Here is a 21,308-nt window from a genome sequence, read left to right as displayed (position 1 = left end):
CCGCCGCGGCACTGCCGGCGCTGGAGCCGCCGGTGATGCAACGGGCATCCCACGGGTTGCGTGCAGCCCCTTGCAGCGAGCGGTCGCCGGTCGGGCCGTAGGCGAACTCGTGGGTCAAGGTCTTGCCGATAATCACGGCTCCAGCCTCGCGTACGCGTTGCACGCACAGCGCATCGTGGTCCGGCTGGAAGCCGTCGAAATGCGCTGAGCCATAGGTGGTGACATAGTCAAACGTGTCGATGTTGTCTTTGACCGCTACCGGTATGCCGTGCAGCGGGCCCAGGTCCTGGCCTTGGGCCAACAGCGCATCGGCCTTGCGCGCCTGGGCCAGTGCGACAGGTGCATCGACGCTGACGAACGCATTCAATAGCGGATTCAAGCGTTCGATGCTGTCCAGGGCGGCTTGCGTCAGCTCGACACTGGTCACGTTGCCGGCACGCAGGCGCTCGGCCAGCGTGACGATCGACAGGCCAAAAAAGTATCCAGTGTGGGTAGGCTTCACCAGGCTCATATAAGCAACTCCATCAAACAACGGCGGGTATAGAGGACGGGGCTTGCTGGCGCCCACCTGGGCGCACCATCAGCATGGCGCTCATGCCCAGCGCCGTGGCCACGGCAGCGGCTACGAACATCGATGAGTAGCCGTAACGAACGGTCAGGTAGCCAGTGAGCATTGGGGCGATGAACGAAGCGGTGTTGGCGATGAAATGCGTCATGCCGCTGTAGGCGCCAACCCGATTGGAGGGCGCAGTATCGATCACCACGGCCCAGTAGACGGAGTTGGGCAGCGCGTTGAGCGCGTTGGCCAGCGTCATCAGGGCAATCACACCCCAGACGGTCTGGGCCTGGGAAACCATGATGAAACACAGGGTTGTCAGCAGCAGGCAGGTCGCGGCCAGCCAACTGCGGGCGACTTTCAGGTTGCCGGTGCGGCGCAGCAGCAGGTCCGAAATCTTGCCGCCCAACAGCACGGTGAAGCAGGCGCCGGTCCAGGGGATCATGCCCATGTACCACAGCGACGACAGGTTGTAGTGGAACTCGTCCTGCAGGTATTTGGGGGTCCAGGTCAGCAGCAGGAAGGTCACGTATACAAACGAGAAGTAACCGACGGCGTTGAGCAGCAGGTCCTTGTTCTTGAAGAAGTGCCAGATCGGCGCCACGCTGGTGGTGGGCGTTGATGCATTGGCGGCTTCGGCGCGCTCTTTGCGCAGGAAGTCGAGTTCCGCCTTGGACACGCGCGGGTTTTCATCCGGGGTGTTGGTGAAGCGGGTCATGAAAAAGATCAGCAGCAACAGACTGACCACACCCAGCACCACAAACATGCTGCGCCAGCTACCGGTCAGGGTTTGCAGGCCCACAGCCACGGGCGCGGTCAACAGCGCACCCAACGGGGTGCTCAAAAGCCCGACCGAGACGACGAAACCGCGCTCTTTGGGCGTGGCCCAGTTGGCCACGCTCTTGTTGATCACCGAGTACGCCGGACCTTCGGCAAACCCGAACATCACGCGGATCGTGGCAAAACCGGCCATGGCCGAGCCGCCCAGGAACGCCAGCCCGAAATCGCCGGCAAAGGCCGTGGCAATTTCGAAGATCGACCACGTGGCGCCGGCGATCAGCCAGATGCGCTTGGCACCAAAGCGGTCGGCCAGGATGCCACCGACCAGTGCCCCAAGAATGTAGCCGTAACCGAAGTAACCCAGCACATTGCCCCAGTCGGCTTTGTCGAAACCATACTCGGGAAGAATGCTCGCCGACGCATAGGCAATCGCGCCGCGGTCAATGTAGTTGAGCAGGGCCATCAGCATGATCAGGAAGAAAATCTGATAGCGGAAAGACGGGATAGCAAGGCTATTCATAGGGATCTGACTCTTCAAAATGATGGCAGAAGTCAAAAAGTCGGCCGCGTTCGGCGTATTTTTATTGTGTTGCCCAAACGTTTGGGTTGGCGAAATGTAAGGCGGCAGAAAATTTTAGTCAAACGTTTGGGCAAAGATTTATCTGCGGTTGCGACGCGCCTGTTCGGGTAGACTCTGCGCGCTAAATAACCGACTGCTGGAAGCCTCTCAACCATGTCGAGCCCATCTCGCCCAGCCACCTTGAAGTCCATGGCGACCGCACTTGGCGTGCATGTTTCCACCGTGTCCCGGGTACTCAATGGCGACCCGGCGGGGGTAGAGCGTGCGGCGTCGGCCGACGTGGTGGCGCGTATTCGTGCATTGGCCACAGAGCTGGACTATCGGCCGAACACCCAGGCATCGAGCCTGAAGTTGCGCAAAAGCCAGGAAATCTGTGTGCTCATGCCAAGGCTCACCGATCTGGTGATGGCGACTATTTATGACAGCATTGACAGTGCCGCCGAACAGGCCGGCTACCTGACCTTCGTCTCCAATACCGACGACCAGCAAACACGCCAGATGGCACGTGCCGAACACGCCTTGCGCCGCTCGGTGGCGGGGCTGATCGTCGGTGATTCACATGTGGGCGAAAGCCAGCCGCTGCTCGACCTTCTGACGCGCAAACACATTCCCTACGTGCTGGTCAGTCGCCAGATTGCCGGGCATCTGGCTGCGTGCAGTGACGATGAACTGGGCGGCTGGTTGGCGGCCGAGCACTTGTACCGGTTGGGCTGTCGCGAGGTGGCCATTCTGGCGGGTGAGCGGCATGCCTCGACCGGAGCTGATCGCACACGCGGGTTTACCCGCTATTACCGCGAGCAAGGCATCACGCTACGCCCGGAGTGGACGCTCAATGGTCCTTTCGACAGCCTGACCGGGCACCGCCAGGGCGAGTATCTGTTGGGCCTGAGCCCACGGCCCCAGGCGTTTTTTGCGGTCAATGACTTCCTGGCCATCGGCTTGATGGGGGCCGCACGTGACAAGGGCTTGATGCCGGGCAAGGACATTGCCGTGGTGGGTTTCAACGACATACCGCTGGCCAATGAATTGATGGTGCCACTGACCAGCGTGCGCCTGCCGTTGGCCGAGATGGGCCGACATGCGGTTGAGCTGTTGCTCAAGCGCATCCAGGGTGAGGCTGTCGAATCGATCATGCTGACGCCGCAGTTGCAGGTGCGGGCGAGTTCTTTGGTGTTGCGCTGAAGGTGTGGGAGCGGGCCAGAGATCAGCGAAAAAACTCCCCTGGTGTCGCATCAAACTGCTGGCGAAATGCCGCAATAAACGCCGAAACCGACTCATACCCACACCCCAGCGCCACATCCGTCACCCGTTCCCCGCGCTCCAGGTCGGGCAGGGCGCCGAGCAATCGCAACCGTTGGCGCCAGGCGCGAAATGTCAGGCCGGTATCGCTCAAGAACAACCGGCTCAAGGTTTTCTCGCTGATGCCCAACTTCTGGCTCCACTGCCCCAACGTGGTCGCCTGTTCCGGGTGCAGGCTCAAGCTGCGATAGATCTGCCGCAACCGGCTGTCCACAGGCAGCGGCAGCATCAAGTCGACCTGCGGTGCGGCGGCCAATTGGTCCAGCAGCACCTGCGCCAGGCGGCCGTCCGGGCCATCCTCGGCATATTCCACCGGCAGTTCGCTGAAACGCCGGATCAGTTCGCGCAACAGGTCGCTCACCGCCAATACCTGGCAGCGCTCGGCCGCCCAGGTCGTCACGCTACAGTCCAGGTACAAGCTGCGCATTTCGGTATGGGGCGAACTGAACACGCGGTGCGCCATCCCCGCCGGGATCCACACGGCCCGTTGCGGCGGAGCGATAAAGCGCCCGGCGCTGGTCTGGATCTCCAGCACCCCGCTGATTGCATAGGACAACTGCACCCACGGATGGCTATGGCGGCGGGTCAGGGCGCGGTTGGGCAGGGATTCGGTGCGGCCATACACCGGGCGCGGCAGGCTGGAGAGCCCGGGGATGGTGCGGCGAACGGCCTTTGCATGTCCTTTAGGCGGCATTTACTGGCTCATTGGCGTTAGTCGGTAATAGGTCGTTACGTTAGAGTCGGCACAACGCCCTGGCAACCCCCGGAAGAACAGCCCATGACCCGCCCCCGGTTTTTACCCGACAATTTCACCCTGACCTTGATTGCCACGGTGGTTCTCGCCTCCTTGCTGCCAGCCAGCGGCCAGACCGCTGTGGCCTTTGGCTGGGTGACCAACCTGGCGATCGCGCTGTTGTTCTTCCTGCATGGCGCCAAACTGTCGCGCCAGGCCATCGTCGCCGGGGCCGGGCACTGGCGTTTGCACCTGCTGGTGTTCAGCCTGACCTTCGTGCTGTTTCCGCTGCTGGGTCTGGCGCTCAAGCCGCTGTTGGCGCCGATGATCGGCAAAGACTTGTACATGGGCATGCTCTATTTGTGTGCGTTGCCGGCCACGGTGCAGTCGGCGATTGCCTTTACTTCGCTGGCGCGGGGCAATATCCCGGCGGCGATCTGCAGTGCGGCGGCGTCCAGCCTGTTCGGGATTTTCCTCACACCGTTGCTGGTGACTCTGCTGCTCAACGTACACGGTGATGGCGGCTCTACCCTGGATGCCATTCTCAAGATCAGCGTGCAACTGCTGCTGCCATTCATTGCCGGGCAGATCGCCCGGCGCTGGATCGGCGAGTGGGTGGGGCGCAATAAAAATTGGCTGAAGTTCGTCGATCAGGGTTCGATCCTGCTGGTGGTCTACGGCGCTTTCAGCGAAGCGGTCACCGAAGGTATCTGGCACCAGATCCCGCTATGGGAATTGGGCGGCCTGGTGGTGGCGTGCTGCATCTTGCTGGCGCTGGTGCTGGCAGCGTCCGCGCTATTGGGTAAAGCGTTTGGTTTTAATCAGGAAGACCGCATCACCATCCTGTTCTGCGGTTCGAAGAAAAGCCTGGCCACCGGGGTGCCGATGGCCCAGGTGTTGTTCGCCGGCAGCACCATAGGCGTATTGATCCTGCCGTTGATGCTGTTTCATCAGATTCAATTGATGGTTTGCGCGGTACTGGCCCAGCGCTATGCCAACCGCCCGGAAACCATTCCCGAGATCATGGCGCAAGTCGATCCCTGAACCATCGTGTTACTATTTTTGCGCGCCGCTCAAGGGCTGGCATCGGGCCGTCAGGATCGGCGCGTAACAGAGTAAAACGACCCGTCGATGAGCACTTGCGCCGCAACACCTCAAGCCAACTGGCAACCGGTCATCGCCCTGGCGTTGGCCGCCTTTGTATTCAACACCACGGAATTTGTGCCGGTCGGCCTGCTCAGCGCCATCGGCGCGAGCTTCGACATGCCCATCGCCAAGGTCGGCCTGATGCTCACGATTTATGCGTGGGTGGTGTCATTGACGTCGCTGCCGGTGATGTTGCTGACCCGTAACGTTGAGCGGCGCAAGCTGCTGATCGTGTTGTTCGGCATGTTTATCGCCAGCCATATCCTTTCCAGCGTGGCCACCAGCTTTGGCTTGTTGATGGTCAGCCGTATCGGCATTGCCTTGTCCCATGCGCTGTTCTGGTCGATCACCGCCTCCCTGGCAGTGCGCCTGGCGCCGCCGGGCAAGCAGGTGCAGGCGCTGGGCTTGTTGGCCACAGGCACCTCGTTGGCGATGGTCCTGGGGATTCCCTTGGGCCGCCTGCTGGGTGAAGCCATGGGCTGGCGCACCACATTCATTGTGATCGCCGGCTTTGCCGCCGCCCTGGTGTTCTGGCTGGCGCGCACCTTGCCGCTGTTGCCGAGCCAGAACTCCGGCTCGCTGCGCAGCCTGCCGATGCTGTTCAAGCGCCCGGCGCTGGTGGCGTTGTATATCTTGACCGCAATGGTGGTCACTGCCCAATTCACTGCCTACAGCTACATCGAGCCTTTTGTCGAAGGCGTCGCTGGCCTGGGAGGCAATGCGGTGACCCTGGTGCTGCTGGTGTTTGGCGGGGCGGGGATCATTGGCTCGTTGCTGTTCAGTGTGCTGCACCGTTTCAATCCCTACCGTTTTCTGCTGGTGGCCGTATCGGTGCTGGCGCTGTGCCTGGGGCTGCTCTTGCCACTGAGCGGCGATGTCTCGTACCTGGTGGTGTTGAGCGTGTTCTGGGGCATGGCGATCATGGCCTTTGGCTTGGCCTTGCAATCGAAGGTCCTGGTGCTGGCGCCGGATGCCACGGATGTGGCGATGGCGATGTTCTCCGGGATCTACAACATCGGCATTGGGGGCGGGGCGTTGCTGGGTAGTTGGGTTGGCGGGCACTTCGGCTTTGCCTGGATTGGCGCAGCGGGGGGCTTGCTGGCGGTGGCGGCGTTGGGGCTGTATTGCCTGTCGATTTATCGGTTTGGGCAGGGTGGATCAAGCGAATAAGGCAAACGACGTTTGCGGTATGAGCCGGCAAGCCGGCTCATACCCAGGAGACGTTTATAGCCCTGCCAACACGGCCTCCAGCTTCTCCTGATCCCGCGCAAACTGGCGAATGCCCTCGGCCAGTTTTTCGGTCGCCATCGCATCTTCATTGGACGCCCAGCGAAATTGCGCTTCGCTTAGGTGCTGACGCGGCTCACCGGCTACGCCCGGCTGCAATTTGCGCTGCAGCGGCCCCTGGTCGGCATCCAGTTGTTGCAGCAGGTCGGGGCTGATGGTCAGGCGGTCGCAGCCGGCCAGTTGTTCGATCTGGCTCAGGGTACGGAAGCTGGCGCCCATGACCACGGTCTGGATGTCGTTGGCCTTGTAGTAGTTGTAGATGCGCGTCACCGACTGCACGCCTGGGTCCTCAGCGCCGGTGTAGTCCAGGCCGGTGCTCTTGCGGTACCAATCGTAAATGCGACCCACGAACGGCGAAATCAAAAACACCCCGGCGTCAGCACAGGCCTGGGCCTGGGCGAAGGAGAACAGCAGGGTCAGGTTGGTCTGGATCCCGGCTTTTTCCAGGCGCTCGGCAGTGCGGATACCTTCCCAGGTCGAGGCCAGCTTGATCAGCACCCGGTCACGCCCCACGCCAGCCTGGTCGTAGAGGGCGATCAATTGGTTGGCCTTGGCCCACAGCGCCTCTTCATCGAAGGACAGGCGCGCATCGACTTCGGTGGAGATACGCCCCGGAATCACCTTGAGAATGCCGCAGCCCACCGACACCGCGAACTGGTCGCACGCCAGGCCCACATCACCCTTGGCCTGGGCGACGGCGCTGCGCAGCAGGTCGGCGTAGTCCGGGATGGCGGCGGCCTTGAGCAGCAGCGACGGGTTGGTGGTGGCGTCCACCGGGCGTAGGCGGGAGATGGCGTCAAGGTCGCCGGTGTCGCAGACCACGGTCGTGAATTGCTTGAGTTGTTCGAGTTTCGAGGTCATGGGCGGGCAATCTCCTTAAAGGTTAGGTGTTGAGGGCCTGGGCGGTTTCCAGGTCGGTGACCAGTACGTCCAGATAGCCGCCCTTGAGCGCGCCACGAATCGCCTGGACCTTGTTCAGCCCGCCTGCCAGGCCCAGCACGCGTTGGATCGCGCGCAACTTGGGCAGGGCGACGGACACGACGAATTCTTCATCCTCTTCCAGTACCGGGCGGCCTTCGGCGTCGAAGTAACGCAGGCAGATATCGCCCACTGCGCCACGCTCGGCCAGCAGGCGCAGCATGTCTTCGGTGTAGTAGTTGCCGCTGTTGCGCAGCAGTTGCGAGGGTTCCAGGTCACCGATGCCGACAATCGCCAGGGTGATGCTGTCGAAGCGGTTGAGGACTTCCTTGACCTCTTCCATCTCGATGATGCGCTGCTTGCTCTCCACCGATTGCTCGATGCTTTGCGAGGGCAGCAGGAACGCCGGGCAGTTGAGCAGGGTGGCCAGGCGCTGGGTCAGCAGGGTGGCCTCGAACGCGCCTTTGTTGCCGACGCCGCCGAGCAGTTGCACCACTTCCTCGGCGCCTTGCTTGCCGGGCTGCACATGCAGATGGCCAACCATGGCACGGATGGTGCTGCTCCACGATGAGATGCCGATATGGTCCTGGGGCGACAGGCTGGTTTCCAGGTAGTGTGCGGCGGCCGAGCCGATGGCTTGCTTGATGCTCTCATCGTTGCCCGGTTCCGTGGCTTCGACCACGATTACCCGGCGCACGCCATAGCGGCGCTGCAACTGGCTTTCCAGCTCCAGGTGCAGGCCTTGCAGGCGCATTACGCTGATTTTTACCACGCCTTCCTGCAGCGCCCGGCGCAGGGCGCGGCTGATAAAGGACTGGGACAAGTCGAGCTGTTCGGAAATCTCGGATTGCTTGAGCCCTTCCTCGTAATAGAGGCTGGCGATCTTGGTGATCAGGCGCTGTTCTTCGATCTGGCTCATGAAGGCCTCAGGTTCCTTATCGTGAGGGGCACAACAACAATGCCGGTGAGGATACCAAACCGGCGCCGCTCGTTACGACATGATCAGCCCACCGTCGATATTGATTGCCTGGCCGGTCAGGTAAGCGGCGTCATCCGAGGCCAGGAAGGCCACCAGGCCGGCGACGTCCGAAGGCTTGCCGGCGCGGCGCAACGGGATGTTCTTGACCCATTCGGCCATCAACTCGCCCTTGGCGTAGCGCTTTTCGTCGGTGCTGAGGATTTCGCCCCACACGCGGTCGTTGTAGTCCCACATCTCGCTTTCGATGATGCCAGGGCAGAACGCGTTGACCGTAATGTTGTGCCGCGCCAGTTCCAGCGCCAGGCTTTGGGTGATGCCGATCACCCCCATTTTGCTCGCGGCGTAGTGCGGGGTGTAGATAAAACCCTGGCGGCCCTGGCCGGAAGAGGTGTTGATCAACCGCCCGCTGCCTTGCTTGACCATGTACTTGGCCGCTTCCCGGCAACTCAGCCAGACCCCGGTGGTGTTGACTTGCAGCACCTTGTCGAAATCGGCGCGGGGCATTTTGTCGTAGTGGTCGATGGTGATGATGCCGGCGTTCTGCACTGACACGTCGATGCTGCCAAAGCGTGCATGGGCATCGTGATAGAGCTTTTCGATATCGCTTTCGCAGGTGACATCGATGGCCATTGCCAGGGCCTCGACCGTGTATTCGCGGGCCAGTTGCTCGGCGGTGAAGGTCACGCGCTCCAGGTCATTGGAGGCCAGCACCAGGTTGGCGCCTTCCTGGGCAAAGCGCTCGGCAATGCCGGCGCCGATGCCACGGCAGGCGCCGGTGATCACGATGGTTTTACCGCTGAATCGTTGCGACATGTCACGGGCTCCACGGTTGTTTTTCAAAGGCTTACCAGCAGACAAAACCGCCATCGACCAACAGGTCGACACCGGTGCAGAAAGACGATGCCTGGCTGACCAGGAAAATCGCCGGGCCGACCATTTCTTCCACGCTGGCCATGCGGCCCATGGGGGTGGTCTGTTCGAAAATCTTCACCTGGTCGGCGACCTCAGGGCGCGAATTCATCGGCGTGGCGGTGTAGCCGGGGCTGATGCAGTTGACCCGCAGGCCCTTGTCGGCCCATTCCATCGCCAGGCTTTTGCTCAGGTGAATCACCCCGGCCTTGGAGGTGTTGTAGTGGGCTTGCAGCAGGCCGCGGTTGACGATGCTGCCGGACATCGAGGCGATATTGACGATGGCACCCTTGCCTCGTGGCAGCATCACGGCGGCCTGGGCCTGGCAACTGAGGAAGATCCCCGTGAGGTTGATATCCAGGGTGGTTTTCCAGCGTTCCAGCTCCAGGTCTTCGGCCGCCTGGGCATTGGCAATGCCGGCACAGTTGACGGCCACACTCAACTCGCCGAGGGCTTTCTCGGTGCGGGCGACAGCGGCGTCCAGCTCATCACGGCGGGTGACCGTACCAGCCAGGGCCAGGCCGCGACGGCCAAGGGCCTCGATGCGTTCGATGGTGCTGCGCATACCGGGGCTGCCGGGCAGGTCGAAACAGGCCACATCGGCACCGGCTTCAGCCAGGCCGACCGCGATGGCCTGGCCGATGCCACTGCCGGCACCGGTGACGAAGGCAACTTGGCCTTTGAGACTGAACAGTTGCATGGGGGGACTCCGAGTCAGTGTGTATTTGTGAGAACAATGGAGATCAAAATGTGGGAGCTGGCAAGCCAGCTCCTACAAGGGGCAGCGTTGTTCAGGCGGTGGCCATCTCCATCACCGAGACGGGGGTTGCTTCACCACGCGCCAATATCCCCATCTGCCGCCCGCGGCTCATCACCATCACTCGATGGGACAAGCCCAGCACTTCATCCAGGTCGGAACTGACCACAATCACCGCCATGCCCTTGGCCGCCAGGTCCGCGATGACTTCATAGATCGCCGCCCGCGCGCCGACGTCGATGCCACGGGTCGGCTCATCGAGAATGAACACCTTGGGGTTGCGCGCCAGCCATTTGGCGATGATCACTTTCTGCTGGTTGCCGCCCGACAGGCTGGAAATCCGCTGCTGCGGCGCACCTTTGACGCCGAGGCGCGCTACTGCCGTCTGGGCAAATTCGCGCAGGCGACTGGGGATGACCCAACCGCTTTTATCCAGCAGGTCGGTATTGCCATATACCAGGTTGTCCTCGATGCGATGCTCGACCACCACCCCTTGCTGCTTACGATCTTCGGGTACCAATACCACGCCGGCCTGGATCGCTTCGCAGGGGGTGCGCAGGCGGCGAACCTGGCCGTCCAGTTGCAAGTGGCCCTGGATATCTTCGGCGGCGCCGGCGATGGCGCGCACCAGCTCGGTACGCCCGGCGCCAACCACCCCGGCGATCCCGAACACCTCACCGGCCCGCACGCTGAAATCAATACCGTGCAAGGCAAACTCGCGGCAACTGAGGTCCTTGACCTGCAACATCACGTGTTCCTTTGGCGCATGCAGGGTCGGGAAGATCCGCTCCAGGCTGCGCCCGACCATTTGCTCGACCAGCTCGCGCACCGGCACCTGGGCGCTGGCGTGCAAGGCAATCTGCCGGCCATCGCGCAGCACCAGGATGCGGTCGGCGATGCGTGCGATTTCTTCCAGGCGATGGCTGATGTAAATGAACGAAACGCCTTCGGCCTTGAGCCGTTCGACCTGCTGGAACAACAACTCGGTTTCCTCACCGCCCAGGGCCGCCGTTGGTTCATCGAGGATCAGCAGCCGCGCCTTGAGGGTCAGGGCCTTGGCGATCTCCACCAGTTGCTGGGCGGCGACGCTCAAGCCTTCGACCTTGCGGGATGCCGGGACATTCAGGCCCAGGCGTTGCAACTGAATCTGCGCCTGGGCTTCGATGTATTCACGGTCCACCCGGCCAAAACGCATGGGCAGGCGGCCGACAAAGATATTCTCGGCAATCGACAGTTGCGCCAGCAGGCGGATTTCCTGGTGGATCAGGCCGATGCCAACCCCCAGCGCCGCGCCGGGGGAGGCGGGCGCATAGGGCTGGCCCTGCCAGGTCATCGAACCGCCAGCATCGGGTTGCACCACACCGGCAATGATCGACGACAAGGTGGACTTGCCGGCGCCGTTCTCGCCCAGCAAGGCCAGCACTTCGCCGGGACGGATATCGACATTGATCTGCGACAGCACCTGCACCGGACCGTAGGCCTTGCCGATATCGCGCAGGCACAGTACGGCGTCCGGTTGGGGATGACGGTTATCCAGTGCGGCTTGCATGGCGAACTCCAGGGCTCAAGGGTGTTGTTGCAGGAAAGGCGCGACGTTGTCCTTGGTGGTCAACACGGTTTCCAGCAGTTGCTCCTTGGGCACCGCCTTGCCGGCCTTGAGGTCGATCGCCGAGGCCACGGCCAGGCGTCCCATTTTTTGCGTCTGTTGGGTCATGGTTGCGTTGAGTACACCGTTTTGCACGGCCTTGAGACCGGCGACATCGCCGTCAAACCCCACCACGACCACCTTATGGTCGAGATTGCCGACTTTTACCGCCTGCGCGGCGCCCAGTGCCATGGCATCGGCCCGCCCGAAGAATACGGTGATGTTCGGGTCGCGCTGGAGCAGGTCCTGGGCCACGGCGAAGCCTTTGTCCTGGGCCCATTCGGCCGGCTGTTCGGCGACCACTGTGAGTTCGGGGAACGCTTTGAGACCTTCGGCAAAACCCTTGGCCCGATCGTTTTCCGGGGTCGTACCCAACTGGCCCTGGAGGATCGCAATGCGGCCCTTGCCCTCGGTGACTTTGCCCACGTACTCGGCGAGCGCCTTGGCCCCGGCCACGCTGTCGCTGGCAATAAAGGTATCGCCCGGTGCGTCAGGTGCATTGCGGTCCACGGCGATCACCGGGATACCCGCAGCCTTGGCGGCTTTGACCGGCACACCGGCAGCCGTGGCACCGGCGGGGATGTAGATGAGCACGTCGATCTGGCGGGTGATCAGGTCTTCAATCTGGCTGACCTGGGTCGAGGAGTTGCCCTGGGCATCGACGGTGATCACCTTGATCCCCTTGGCCTTGCCCTCGGCTTCCACCGATTGTTTGATCTGGTTGAAGAAGTCGGCTTGCAGATTGGCCACGGCCAGGCCGATGGTCAGGTCCTTGGCCCAGGTGGTGCCGACGCTGCCCAGTGTCGCGGCGGCAAAGGCAGTGGCAAGCAGCAGTTTCTTGGTGATGAACATGTCGGTGACTCCTGGTTTTATTGTTGGAGGGTGTCAACTGGCGGACAGGTTTAACGGGCGGTACTGGAACGGCGGCGCAGGGTGTCGATGGTCACGGCCAGCGCAATCACCACACCAATCACCACTTGTTGAATGAACGGGGAAACCCCCAGCAGGTTGAGGCCGTTGCGCAGCACGCCGATGATCAGCACACCCACCAGGGTGCCACCGACACTGCCGACGCCGCCGCTGAGGCTGGCTCCGCCAATCACCACGGCGGCGATGGCGTCCAGTTCCAGGGTCAGGCCGGCGCTGGGTTGCGAGGAGTCGAGGCGGGCGGCCATGGTCACGGCGGCGATCCCGGCCAAGGCGCCGCTGACGGCGTACACCCACAAGGTAATCGCCCGCACCTTGATCCCCGACAGGCGCGCGACTTCCGGGCTGCCGCCAATCGCATAGAGGTTACGGCCACCCGCGCGAAAGCGCAGGAACACCCAGGCCACTACCAGCATCACCAGGAACAACCCGACGGTGGCCGAGAGGAAGCCGAAATGGCGCACGGTCGCCAGGTTGGTAAACCATTCCGGGTAGCCGACGATCTGCCGCCCTTGCGTGAGAATGTTGGCCAGCCCGCGAGCCACCGACATCATGGTCAGCGTGGCAATGAATGGCGGTAGCTTGGCGTAGGTGATCAATGCGCCGGACACCAGCCCGGCGAGCATGCCCGTGGCAATCGAGATCGGGATGGCAAAGCCCAGCGGCACGGCCTGATCCTGATACAACCAGCCGAGCATCATCATCGAGAACGCCAGTACCGAACCCACCGAGAGGTCGATACCGCCGATGACGATCACGGCGGTCATGCCAATGGCGAGGATGCCCAGCACTGTGACCTGATCAAGAATGTTCAGGCCATTGCGCAAGGAGAAGAAGAATTCGGAACTGAAGGAGAAAACCAGCACCAGCAAGGCCAGGCCAATCAGCGGGCCGCCGATATTACTGGGCAATAGTTTGACCAGCCGAGGGCGGCGGGTGGGCTTGAGGTCAGCCTGATGGACCGAGGCTTTGGCGTCCACGTGGTTCTCCTGATTTATTTTTTTTGGAGGTCGTCATGGCTGTCTGAATATATATGCATGCCTGACTGTTAATTCAGATTCCGGTGCCACGGGGGTAAAGTCAAGCGCTTTAATTTTCTTCGAGGGCTTGTACAACCTGCCAAGACCTCCCTGTAAGCCTTGAACCAGAGCGATTGCAGCGGGGTTTTCACCGTCTGTCCGAGGGTTTTTTTAGCGATTTATTTGATTTTCAGCCAGTCGGCCCCTTGACCCGACGCGTGAACGGCGCCTAAATATAAATATATTGTCATGGCTGAATAAATATTCAAAAAGCAGCCTTGGACACTTTCACCTCGCGTGGTCAGCCCCACAGGAGCCGCTGCATGAATGCCTTCCAGTACGACGCCCTGCAAATAAAGGAACAGGCTCGCCTGATCCGGCGCAATATCATCCGCCTGAACGCCGACTCGCCAGCGGGCGGCCATACCGGTGCCGATCTCTCGGAAACCGACATCCTTGCCACCTTGTACTTTCGCATCCTCAACGCAGGCCCGGAGCGTACTGAAGATCCCGAGCGCGATATCTACATCCAGAGCAAAGGCCACGGCGTCGGTGGCTTGTATTGCTGCCTGGCCCAGGCTGGCTACATTCCAGAGCAATGGCTGGGGACCTATCAGCATTTCAACTCCCACCTGCCGGGCCACCCTGTGCGCCAGAAAACCCCAGGCATCGAACTCAATACCGGCGCCCTCGGCCATGGCTTGCCCGTGGCTGTGGGCCTGGCGCTGGCGGCGAAAATGTCCGGCAGCCCAAAGCGCATCTATGTGCTGACCGGCGACGGTGAGCTGGCCGAAGGTTCGAACTGGGAAGCGGCGATGGCGGCGGCCAAGTATGGCCTCGACAACCTGTTTGTGATCGTCGACAAGAACAAGCTGCAACTGGCCGGGCTGACCGCCGAGATCATGCCGCTGGACCCGCTGGACGTGAAATGGGCCGCCTTCGGCTTTAGTGTCAGCGAGTGCGACGGTAACGACGTGGCGCAACTGATCGACTCCCTGGAACGCATGCAAACCCGCCATGGCGCGCCGCAGGTGCTGATCGCCCACACCATCAAGGGCAAGGGCGTGTCGTTTATCGAAGCCCGTCCCGAATGGCACCACCGCGTGCCCAAGGGTGATGAAATCAACGCAGCACTGGAGGAGTTGAGTCATGGCGAGTGAACATTTGGCGAGCGTCATGGTTGAGGCTTTCATGGCGGCGGTGGATGCCGGCCTCGATGTAGTCCCTGTGGTCAGCGACTCGACCTCCACGGCGAAGATCGGCCCCTTCATGCAGCGTTTTCCCGAGCGCGTGATCAATGTCGGGATTGCCGAGCAGTCGCTGGTCAGCGTCGCTGCCGGGCTGGCGCTGGGAGGTAAGATTGCGGCCACCTGCAATGCGGCGCCATTTCTGATCTCGCGGGCCAATGAGCAGATCAAGGTGGATGTCTGCTACAACCAGGCCAATGTAAAGATGTTCGGCCTCAATGCCGGCACCAGCTACGGCCCGCTGGCCAGCACCCATCACAGCCTGGACGATATTTCGGTGATGCGCGGCTTTGGCAATGTGCAGATATTTGCTCCGGCCGACGCCATCGAGTGCCGGCAAATTGTTGATTACGCTCTGCGTTACCAGGGCCCGGTGTATATCCGTCTGGACGGCAAGGCGCTGCCCGATGTGCATGGTGCGCAATACCGTTTTGTACCGGGGCAGGTCGATGTGTTGCGCCAGGGCGCGGACCTGAGCATTGTCGCCTTGGGGTCAGTGGTGCATGAGGCGGTGGACGCGGCGGCACGTTTGGCCGAGCAGGGGATTGAGGCCCAGGTGATCAACCTGTCCTCGATCCGGCCGTTGCAGCGCGATGTCTTGCTCAATGTGCTCAGTGGCACGCGTGGGGTGATCAGCGTGGAAGAACACAATATCAACGGCGGCGTCGGCAGCCTGGTGGCCGAAGTGCTGGCCGAGGCCGGGCTGGGCGTGCCATTGATTCGCCTGGGCATTGGGGATGGTGAGTACGCCGCCGCCGGCGCCCGCGAACCGACACGCGCCTTGCATTGCATCGACGCGGCTGGGATTGTGGCGGCTGCCACTCGGTTGCGGTGATGCCCATGAACGAAACGACTCCACTGATCCTGGCGATTGACGAGGGCACCAGCAATGCCAAGGCGGTGCTGGTCAACGAGCTGGGGCAGGTGATTGCCCGGGGCTCGCGGCCCTTGAGCCTGAGCCATCCCCAGGACGGTTTTTCCGAGCAGGACCCGCAACAGATCTGGGAGAGTACCCTGGCGGCGATTGATCAATGCCTGGCCCAGGTTGACCGGCCGATCACCGCCATGGCTATCAGTAACCAGCGCGAATCGGTGGTGGCCTGGGATCGCAATAGTGGTGAGTTACTGTCGCCGTGCATCAGTTGGCAATGCCGGCGTTCGACGCCGTTGTGCGCGCAGTTGCACGCCCAGGGGCATGAAGCGAGCATCCTGGAGAAGACCGGGCTGGCGCTGGACCCGATGTTTTCTGCGGGGAAAATGCGCTGGATTCTCGACCACCTGGAAAATGGCCATGCCCGTGCGGCGACTGGCGAAATCTGCCTGGGTACCGTCGACAGTTGGCTGTTGTACAAGCTCAGTGGCGGCCAGGTATTTGCCACCGACTACTCCAATGCTGCACGCACCCAACTGTTCAACCTGCACACCTGCCGTTGGGACGAAGAGCTGCTGGCCTTGTTTGCCATCCCGCTGGCGGCACTGCCGACGATCCAGGCCAGCGCCGGTTTTTTTGCCCAGACGGTAGCCTTTGGTCGACTGCCGGCGGGTATCCCGGTGATGTCGATGATTGGCGACTCCCACGCCGCACTCTACGGGCAGGGCGGTTTTGTGCCGGGGCTGGTCAAGGCCACCCTGGGCACCGGTTCTTCGTTAATGACCCCCATGAGCGGGCCGCTGGCCTCGACCCACGGCTTGTCCACCACCCTGGCCTGGCACGACGGCGTGGCAGCGACTTACGCGATGGAGGGCAATATCGTCCACACTGGCGCGGCCGTGCAGTGGGCCTCGCGGCTGGTGGCGGGGGAGTCCCTGGACCAGTTGACCGAACAGGCGGCGCAACTGCCGGATAACGGTGGTGTGTACTTTGTCCCGGCGTTATCGGGGCTGGGCGCACCGCATTGGCAAGCTGACGCGCGAGGGTTGATCTGCGGGCTGACGGAGGCGACGTGCGGGGCGCATATCCTGCGGGCGGCGCTGGAGTCCATCGGTTATCAGATCCGCGATGTATTTGATGCCATGGCGCAAGACATCGGCAGCCCACTGAAGGAGTTGTGGGTCGACGGTGGCGTCACGCGCAATCGCTGGCTGATGCAGTTCCTTGCCAACCTGTTGCAATGCCCGGTGGTGCGCAGCCTGTCACCGGAAGTCTCGGCTCTGGGCGCAGCTCATCTGGCGGGCAAGGCGCTGGGAGTATGGGCCGACGACCAGGCACTGGCGCAATTGGAGCGCCAGCGCGAGCGGTTTGAGCCGGACAACGGAGCATCGATGGAGGCGCACTACAGCGCCTGGAAAAAGGCGCTGCAACGCACGCTGTCTTGACCCACCGCAATCGCAGCCAGCTCCCACACTTGATCCATGTCGCGGCCAAAATCCCGGACCTGCCACCAATCCCTGTGGGAGCTGTCGAGCTTCAGCGAGGCTGCGATGACGGCGGCACAGGCGCTAGAGAGCGTGTCAGAACTGCGGGGTGTATTTGACGCTGAACATCACATTGCGCGGGTCACCGTAGAAGTTGTTGCCATTCAACTGGTTGTACCCGGATGCGTAGTAGGTCTTGTCGAACAGGTTGTTGGCATTGACTGCCAACCCCACTTCTGGGGTCATCTGGTAAGCCAACCGGGCATTCCAGACCGTGTAGCCCGCCACGTCATAGGTGTATTCATACCCCAGGGTATGGCTCTGGGTGGTGAAGCCCAATCCGGCGCTGACCTTGCTCCAGTCGCCGCTGAACTGGTAGTCGCTCCACACCCGCAACATATGCTTGGGCGTCCACTGGCTGAACACCCGGCCTTTGTTGTCGCGATCCTCAAGGTACTTGGTGGTGTTGTAGGTATAGCCGGCAAACAGTTGCAGGCCGCTCAGCACTTCACCGCTGATCTCGGCTTCAAGGCCCTGGCTGCGGACCTTGCCAGAACCCGTTGCGCAGTAAGTGCCGCCGCAGATTTCGCCCAGGGAATAATCGGTGATCGCACGGTTTTCCTGGTCATAGCGGAACAACGCCAGCGACGTATTGACCCGCCCGTCCAGCAATTCGCCCTTGAGGCCGACTTCGTAGTTGCTGCCAATCACCGGCTTGACCACCGCGCCACTGAGGTCGCGTTGGGTCTGTGGCTCGAACACATCGGTATAGCTGGCGTACACCGCCCACTCGCGGCTCAGGTCGTAGACGATCCCGGCGTAGGGCGTGACTTCGCCGGTTTCGTTAGTGGTACTGGGCTTGTTGACGGTGGTGGCGTGGGTCACCGCCGTGATGCCCGAGGAGGTGTAGCTGTAGTCATACCAACTGACACGGGCGCCGAGCACCAGGGTCAACGGATCGATCGGCTTGACGCGCCAGCTGCCATACAGGCCTTTCTGGCGGATGTCGTACTTGCTCGGCGTCGCCCGGCCGCCGGGCGTATTCATCAGGCTTTCGTAGGTGACTTCGGGGCGATGGTTATTGATGTCGAAGATGTTGTCGGCGCTGTCGTTGAACGTCCGCGCAATGATGTCGTTGGTGGTGTACTTGGAGTAGTTGCCGCCCAGGGTAATTTCCTGCGCCATGGACAGCGCCTCGAAACGCCCGGTGAGGTGGGTGTCCAGGCCGATCTTGGTGCCGTCGAAATCGGTGTACCAGTCGGCGTATGACACGCCGCTGCCGTCGGCTTCAATGCCTTCGTTGTTGGTCTGCACGCGCTGGTGGGTCGAGGTGTTTTCTTCCTTCATGCGCACCGCGCCGACCTTGAACTTCCAGTCGTCGTTGAAGCGGTGCTCCAGGTCGGCATACAGGGTGGTGACGTCGATCTGCGAGTGGTTCCAGCGTGAGCCGGTGAAGGTCGAACGTGACAGGTCGATCGACTTGCCGCTGGCATAGCGTGGCAGGCCGCGCAGCATGGGCCGCGACTCGGCGTTGGTGCGGCTGACGGCCAGGCCCAGGGTGGTGTCTTCCTGCAGGTCGAAGTCCAGGGCGCCGTACAACGAGTGGGTCTTGCTCCATTCGTAGTCGATGAATGAATCGCTCTGGTCTTCATCCGCCACCATCCGCCCACGGACCGTGCCGCTCTGGTTCAGCGGGCCGCCGGCGTCCAGTTGCAGGCCGTAGTGGTCCCAACTGCCGGCCTTGGCGGTGAGGGCGACGGTGGGTGCCGCTTGCCCGCGCTTGCGCACCAGGTTGATCGCGCCACCGGGGCTGCCGGTGCCCTGCAGCAGGCCGGAGGCGCCGCGCAGCACTTCCAGGCGGTCGAAGAAAATCAGGTCCTGGGTCGCCCAGTTGCCCAGGGCATAGGTATTGCGTGGGATCGGCACGCCGTCGTATTGCCAGTCGTCGATCTGGAAGCCTCGGGAGGTGATGATCATGCCTTTGCCCACCCCTTGCACGCCCACCAGGCCGGTGGTCTGGTTGACGGCGTCCTTGAGGTCGACCAGGCCCTGGTCATCCATTTGTTTGCGGGTCATCACCGTGATCGACTGGGGGATTTCCTTGAGGGTGTGGGTGCCCTTGCCGATAGTCACGGCCCGTGCGGCGTAGGAGCCGGAGTCTTCAGTGATAGTGGGGTCGATGCTGTGGGCGGCAATGGACGTCACGCCCAGTTGCAGCGCGGCGCCGCTGTCGGCGGCAGGCTCGACGCTGAAATTACCTTGCCCGGTCACCCGCAACTGCAAGCCGCTGCCCGCCAGCGCACGGTCCATGGCCTGTTCGGCCGGCATCTGGCCACTCACCGCCTGGGCCTGTTTGCCCTGCACCAACACCGGGTCCAGGGACACAATCCGCCCGCTCTGGCTGGCAATGGCGTTCAGCGTTTGGGCCAGCGGGCCGGCCGGCAGATTGAAAGACAGGCTTTGGGCCTGTACCAGGGCAGGGCTCGCCAGGGTTGCCAGGGCAACGGCGACAGAAAGGGCATGGGGCCAAGGGTTGAGCACAGCATTCTCCTGAAGGTGTGGACGTGTCAGGAGATAGGTGGGCCGAGAAATAAAAACCGGACACAAATAAGAGTGATTTGCATAAAAAACGTTGGTCCGGGTTATCGGGGGCGAATCAGAGTCAGCCATGGGCTGTAGTGATCGACCCGGATCGGCAGGGTTTCAGCCAGTGCATCGAGGGCACGATGGGGGGCGTTGAGCGGGAATACACCTTGCACGCGCAATTGGCGAACCTGTGGATCGACCCGCACAAAGCCCCGGTTATAGGGGCGCAGGGCGTTGACCACCTGTTCCAGGGAGTCGTCCAGTACGCTGAGGTGGCCGTCGAGCCAGTCGGCACGGTAGCGTTGGTCGCCCGCCACCGGCTCGATCCGGTCGGCATAAAGCAATACCGACTGGCCTTGCTGTACGGTGCGTTGGGTACCATCGGGCAGTGTGGCCAGCACCGAGTGTTCCAGCACCACCACGCGTGTGGCATCTGCTTGCTGAGTGACCAGGAACCGCGTGCCCAACGCTTGGATGCTGCCTTGGGTGGTGCGCACCCGCAACGGCCTTTGCGGATCGGCTGCCACCTGAATCACCAGCTCACCCTGGCGCAGGATGATCAGGCGCTGGTGCTCATTGAATTGCAGGTCCACCGCGCTGCCAGCATTGAGGCTCAACACACTGCCATCGAGCAGAGTGAACGTCTGGCGCTGGCCGCGCCCGGTGTGCAGGTCGGCCAGCAGGTTGTCACCCAGCGGGCTGCGTGCCGCCAGCCACAGGCCGCCACCGAGCAGCCCCAGGCCCGCGATGGCGCGCAGCACTTCACGGCGTGAGCCCTGGGGTTGCAATAGCACCTGGCGTGCTTCGCCGGGCAGGCGTTTATCGAGGCTGCGCAAGGTGTTCCACGATCCGCCCAGGCGTTCCTGCAAACGGGTCCAGGCCTGGGCGTGGGCGGGGTCCATGCCCAGCCAGGCATTGAAACGCTCCTGTAGCAACGCATCCGGTTTTCCGGCGCGCAGGCGCACCATCCAGTCGATGGCCTGTTCGCTGACCGGGTCCAGGCGGGTCTTGCTCATGGGGCCATCTCGGCCAGGTAGCACTGGCGCAGGGCCTGTTTCATGTAGCGGCTAACGGTGCGCTCGGACAATTGCAGCTTGCGCGCAATTGCCACGTAGCTCATGCCGTCGAGCTGGCTGTAAAGGAACGTGGCCTTGACGATCAGCGGCAAGCCATCGAGGGCACGGTCGATCGCCACCAGGGCCTGGATCAGTTGCAACTGGTCTTCGGGGGAGGGCGCCAAGGCTTCGGGCGCTGCGGCCAGGCGCTCCAGGTAAGCGGTTTCCAGGCGGCTGCGGCGATAACGGTCAAAGATCAGCCGGCGGGCGATAGTCGAGAGATAGGCCCGTGGCTGCTCAATGCTGTCGGGGTCGACCCGGGCGGCGAGCATCTGGCAAAAGGTATCGGCGGCGGTATCTTCGGCGTCGGCGTGGTTACGCACGCGATGCTGGATATGTTGCAGCAGCCACCGGTGATGGTCGTTGAAAAAGAAGCCCAGCTTGCGGATTGGAGGTGATTGCACGGGACGACTTTCTCAGGGTGGTATTGTGAATCGTTCTCAATACTACCTTTTGTGCGAGTACGGCTG

General features: G+C 62.2%; 19 protein-coding genes. 6 read left to right on the top strand and 13 right to left on the bottom strand.

Annotated elements, in window-relative coordinates:
• Both BFQ03_RS02235 and BFQ03_RS02230 read right to left on the bottom strand, forming a co-directional pair.
• The coding region (locus tag BFQ03_RS02235) for an amidase (protein WP_139115622.1) at positions 1 to 511 on the bottom strand (511 nt) is incomplete at its 3' end.
• A gap of 13 nt (positions 512 to 524) precedes the next feature.
• Entirely contained in the window at positions 525 to 1,856 is a 1,332-nt protein-coding gene (locus BFQ03_RS02230; RefSeq protein WP_032860995.1) for an MFS transporter, read from the bottom strand.
• A gap of 213 nt (positions 1,857 to 2,069) precedes the next feature.
• On the opposite strand from BFQ03_RS02230, the gene BFQ03_RS02225 reads away from it, so the two are divergent.
• On the top strand, positions 2,070 to 3,098 hold the full coding sequence (locus tag BFQ03_RS02225) for a LacI family DNA-binding transcriptional regulator (RefSeq protein WP_065942400.1): 1,029 nt from the start codon (positions 2,070 to 2,072) through the stop codon (positions 3,096 to 3,098).
• Positions 3,099 to 3,120: 22 nt separating this feature from the next.
• Here the strand turns inward: BFQ03_RS02225 and BFQ03_RS02220 are convergent, their stop codons facing one another.
• Positions 3,121 to 3,909, bottom strand: a complete 789-nt coding sequence (locus tag BFQ03_RS02220; RefSeq protein WP_032860992.1) for an AraC family transcriptional regulator — start codon at positions 3,907 to 3,909, stop codon at positions 3,121 to 3,123.
• A gap of 84 nt (positions 3,910 to 3,993) precedes the next feature.
• Between BFQ03_RS02220 and BFQ03_RS02215 the strand changes: the two genes are divergently transcribed.
• Together BFQ03_RS02215 and BFQ03_RS02210 are read left to right on the top strand one after the other, a co-directional pair.
• Complete coding sequence (locus BFQ03_RS02215; RefSeq protein ID WP_065942399.1) at positions 3,994 to 4,992, top strand: bile acid:sodium symporter family protein; 999 nt, start codon at positions 3,994 to 3,996, stop codon at positions 4,990 to 4,992.
• An 87-nt stretch (positions 4,993 to 5,079) separates the two neighbouring features.
• Positions 5,080 to 6,264 carry a sugar transporter gene (locus tag BFQ03_RS02210; RefSeq protein WP_032860989.1) on the top strand — a complete coding sequence of 395 codons (1,185 nt, stop codon included), beginning with the start codon at positions 5,080 to 5,082 and terminating at the stop codon, positions 6,262 to 6,264.
• A gap of 54 nt (positions 6,265 to 6,318) precedes the next feature.
• Here the strand turns inward: BFQ03_RS02210 and tal are convergent, their stop codons facing one another.
• The 7 genes from tal to BFQ03_RS02175 all read right to left on the bottom strand — a co-directional run bounded on the left by tal (position 6,319) and on the right by BFQ03_RS02175 (position 13,496).
• A complete protein-coding gene (gene tal, locus BFQ03_RS02205; RefSeq protein WP_032860988.1) occupies positions 6,319 to 7,242 on the bottom strand; it encodes a transaldolase in 924 nt (307 codons plus the stop codon).
• Between the two features lie 22 nt (positions 7,243 to 7,264).
• Positions 7,265 to 8,218, bottom strand: a complete 954-nt coding sequence (locus BFQ03_RS02200; RefSeq protein ID WP_032860987.1) for a sugar-binding transcriptional regulator — start codon at positions 8,216 to 8,218, stop codon at positions 7,265 to 7,267.
• 72 nt (positions 8,219 to 8,290) lie between these two features.
• Positions 8,291 to 9,091, bottom strand: a complete 801-nt coding sequence (locus BFQ03_RS02195) for a glucose 1-dehydrogenase (RefSeq protein WP_065942398.1) — start codon at positions 9,089 to 9,091, stop codon at positions 8,291 to 8,293.
• 31 nt (positions 9,092 to 9,122) lie between these two features.
• Positions 9,123 to 9,887 carry an SDR family oxidoreductase gene (locus tag BFQ03_RS02190; protein ID WP_032860985.1) on the bottom strand — a complete coding sequence of 255 codons (765 nt, stop codon included), beginning with the start codon at positions 9,885 to 9,887 and terminating at the stop codon, positions 9,123 to 9,125.
• Positions 9,888 to 9,978: 91 nt separating this feature from the next.
• Positions 9,979 to 11,493, bottom strand: coding sequence for a sugar ABC transporter ATP-binding protein (locus BFQ03_RS02185; protein WP_032860984.1), 1,515 nt, complete (start codon positions 11,491 to 11,493; stop codon positions 9,979 to 9,981).
• Positions 11,494 to 11,508: 15 nt separating this feature from the next.
• Entirely contained in the window at positions 11,509 to 12,441 is a 933-nt protein-coding gene (locus BFQ03_RS02180) for a sugar ABC transporter substrate-binding protein (RefSeq protein WP_032860982.1), read from the bottom strand.
• A gap of 50 nt (positions 12,442 to 12,491) precedes the next feature.
• A complete protein-coding gene (locus tag BFQ03_RS02175; RefSeq protein ID WP_032860980.1) occupies positions 12,492 to 13,496 on the bottom strand; it encodes an ABC transporter permease in 1,005 nt (334 codons plus the stop codon).
• 362 nt (positions 13,497 to 13,858) lie between these two features.
• Between BFQ03_RS02175 and BFQ03_RS02170 the strand changes: the two genes are divergently transcribed.
• From BFQ03_RS02170 to BFQ03_RS02160, 3 genes are read left to right on the top strand one after another with little or no spacing between them, the layout of a single operon-like run.
• On the top strand, positions 13,859 to 14,695 hold the full coding sequence (locus BFQ03_RS02170; RefSeq protein ID WP_032860978.1) for a transketolase: 837 nt from the start codon (positions 13,859 to 13,861) through the stop codon (positions 14,693 to 14,695).
• Complete coding sequence (locus BFQ03_RS02165; RefSeq protein WP_032860976.1) at positions 14,685 to 15,617, top strand: transketolase family protein; 933 nt, start codon at positions 14,685 to 14,687, stop codon at positions 15,615 to 15,617. Before BFQ03_RS02170 ends, BFQ03_RS02165 begins: the two co-directional genes overlap by 11 nt.
• Positions 15,618 to 15,622: 5 nt before the next feature.
• Positions 15,623 to 17,098 carry an FGGY family carbohydrate kinase gene (locus BFQ03_RS02160; protein ID WP_032860975.1) on the top strand — a complete coding sequence of 492 codons (1,476 nt, stop codon included), beginning with the start codon at positions 15,623 to 15,625 and terminating at the stop codon, positions 17,096 to 17,098.
• A gap of 135 nt (positions 17,099 to 17,233) precedes the next feature.
• Here the strand turns inward: BFQ03_RS02160 and BFQ03_RS02155 are convergent, their stop codons facing one another.
• The 3 genes from BFQ03_RS02155 to BFQ03_RS02145 all read right to left on the bottom strand — a co-directional run bounded on the left by BFQ03_RS02155 (position 17,234) and on the right by BFQ03_RS02145 (position 21,242).
• Positions 17,234 to 19,678, bottom strand: a complete 2,445-nt coding sequence (locus tag BFQ03_RS02155) for a TonB-dependent siderophore receptor (protein WP_032860973.1) — start codon at positions 19,676 to 19,678, stop codon at positions 17,234 to 17,236.
• A gap of 101 nt (positions 19,679 to 19,779) precedes the next feature.
• On the bottom strand, positions 19,780 to 20,739 hold the full coding sequence (locus BFQ03_RS02150) for a FecR domain-containing protein (RefSeq protein ID WP_065942397.1): 960 nt from the start codon (positions 20,737 to 20,739) through the stop codon (positions 19,780 to 19,782).
• Positions 20,736 to 21,242: a sigma-70 family RNA polymerase sigma factor gene (locus tag BFQ03_RS02145; protein ID WP_032860969.1), complete on the bottom strand. Its 507-nt coding sequence runs from the start codon at positions 21,240 to 21,242 to the stop codon at positions 20,736 to 20,738. The genes BFQ03_RS02150 and BFQ03_RS02145 overlap by 4 nt, the downstream gene beginning before the upstream one ends.
• Positions 21,243 to 21,308: the final 66 nt, after the last annotated feature.

This window comes from Pseudomonas sp. 25 R 14 (genome assembly GCF_900004755.1).
GTDB lineage: Bacteria > Pseudomonadota > Gammaproteobacteria > Pseudomonadales > Pseudomonadaceae > Aquipseudomonas > Aquipseudomonas brenneri.
This window is presented reverse-complemented; position numbering and strand designations above follow the sequence as displayed.

Excerpts from the sequence above, each read along its gene's own strand:
- BFQ03_RS02230 (WP_032860995.1), bottom strand. The coding sequence starts at position 1,856 with ATGAATAGCCTTGCTATCCCGTCTTTCCGCTATCAGATTTTCTTCCTG.
- BFQ03_RS02225 (WP_065942400.1), top strand. The coding sequence starts at position 2,070 with ATGTCGAGCCCATCTCGCCCAGCCACCTTGAAGTCCATGGCGACCGCA.
- BFQ03_RS02220 (WP_032860992.1), bottom strand. The coding sequence starts at position 3,909 with ATGCCGCCTAAAGGACATGCAAAGGCCGTTCGCCGCACCATCCCCGGG.
- BFQ03_RS02215 (WP_065942399.1), top strand. The coding sequence starts at position 3,994 with ATGACCCGCCCCCGGTTTTTACCCGACAATTTCACCCTGACCTTGATT.
- BFQ03_RS02210 (WP_032860989.1), top strand. The coding sequence starts at position 5,080 with ATGAGCACTTGCGCCGCAACACCTCAAGCCAACTGGCAACCGGTCATC.
- tal (WP_032860988.1), bottom strand. The coding sequence starts at position 7,242 with ATGACCTCGAAACTCGAACAACTCAAGCAATTCACGACCGTGGTCTGC.
- BFQ03_RS02200 (WP_032860987.1), bottom strand. The coding sequence starts at position 8,218 with ATGAGCCAGATCGAAGAACAGCGCCTGATCACCAAGATCGCCAGCCTC.
- BFQ03_RS02195 (WP_065942398.1), bottom strand. The coding sequence starts at position 9,091 with ATGTCGCAACGATTCAGCGGTAAAACCATCGTGATCACCGGCGCCTGC.
- BFQ03_RS02190 (WP_032860985.1), bottom strand. The coding sequence starts at position 9,887 with ATGCAACTGTTCAGTCTCAAAGGCCAAGTTGCCTTCGTCACCGGTGCC.
- BFQ03_RS02185 (WP_032860984.1), bottom strand. The coding sequence starts at position 11,493 with ATGCAAGCCGCACTGGATAACCGTCATCCCCAACCGGACGCCGTACTG.
- BFQ03_RS02180 (WP_032860982.1), bottom strand. The coding sequence starts at position 12,441 with ATGTTCATCACCAAGAAACTGCTGCTTGCCACTGCCTTTGCCGCCGCG.
- BFQ03_RS02170 (WP_032860978.1), top strand. The coding sequence starts at position 13,859 with ATGAATGCCTTCCAGTACGACGCCCTGCAAATAAAGGAACAGGCTCGC.
- BFQ03_RS02165 (WP_032860976.1), top strand. The coding sequence starts at position 14,685 with ATGGCGAGTGAACATTTGGCGAGCGTCATGGTTGAGGCTTTCATGGCG.
- BFQ03_RS02160 (WP_032860975.1), top strand. The coding sequence starts at position 15,623 with ATGAACGAAACGACTCCACTGATCCTGGCGATTGACGAGGGCACCAGC.
- BFQ03_RS02150 (WP_065942397.1), bottom strand. The coding sequence starts at position 20,739 with ATGAGCAAGACCCGCCTGGACCCGGTCAGCGAACAGGCCATCGACTGG.